We start from the raw sequence: 1,019 nt of genomic DNA on the forward strand, positions 1-1,019 counted from the left end.
TAACGGTAGAACGGCGACGACGGCAACGCTCAGAACAATATTTCACTTCATGCCAGCAATTTTCCCACTTTTTACGCCAGGTAAAAGGACGTTGACATACTGGACATATTTTGATTGGTAAGTCTGATTTTGAATAGTTGCGTCTCATGTTTTCAGTCTGGTGTAAATTAGAAATAGCGATCGCTAAATTTTTTGATGTTGACAGTTGACAGTTGACAGTTGGCAGTTAGCAGTTTTTGAGCAGAACAATATTAGACCTCTTGCAAAAGTATTTTTGTAATGAGTTTTGCGTCAATTCTCGTACTTATTACTTATTACTTGACTTGGTGCAAGAAGTCTATTGTCCATTGCCATACCTCCTAATTATTGCTTGAGTCAATCCATCTAAAGTATATTCCTGTGCTTCAATATCAACCCGTCCAATCAGGGAAAGGCAAGTTTTGGAAGTTTGGGGACCAATCGAGGCTATAAATACCCCCTGCAATAGGTCTTTAATTACTTGAAATTGATTATCATTCCCATTTTTTGCCAATGTCTTTTCTACCAGCTGACAGAAAAATTTCACAGTTTTGGAACTGGCAAAGGTAATCACATCCAGATTACGGCTTTGCAAAGCCAACTCTGCTTCTGGGGGAATGGTACTAGGACAGCAGGATTGATAGGCTGGGACTTCCACAACTTCTGCACCCTTACTAGTAAACTCCTTAACTAACACTTCCCGACCACCACTTTCTACCCTGGGAAATAATACATGTTTCCCTGCTAATTGTTCAGGAAAGTTCTCTACTAAGGAATCTGCCACAAAATTGGGAGGTATAAAGTCTGGCTGCAAATTCCTTTTGTTCAAAGTTTGGGCAGTTTTTTCACCCACCACAGCAATTTTAATTCCCCCTAGGTTGCCAATATCTTTACCCTGTGCCATTAACCTGTTGAAGAAATAGTTGACGGCATTGCCAGAGGTGAGAATTAACCAGTCAAATGTAGACAAATTTGCGATCGCTCGATCCAAATCTTCCCAG

Annotated in this window: 2 protein-coding genes; both read right to left on the minus strand. The window is 40.3% G+C overall.

Annotated elements, in window-relative coordinates:
• A partial coding sequence (locus F6K52_RS36835; RefSeq protein WP_293090256.1) for a DUF2256 domain-containing protein occupies positions 1-148 on the minus strand: 148 nt, incomplete at its 3' end.
• A gap of 189 nt (positions 149-337) precedes the next feature.
• The coding region (locus F6K52_RS36840; RefSeq protein ID WP_293090254.1) for a uroporphyrinogen-III synthase at positions 338-1,019 on the minus strand (682 nt) is incomplete at its 5' end.

It is taken from the genome of Moorena sp. SIO3H5, assembly GCF_010692395.1.
Classification (GTDB): domain Bacteria; phylum Cyanobacteriota; class Cyanobacteriia; order Cyanobacteriales; family Coleofasciculaceae; genus Moorena.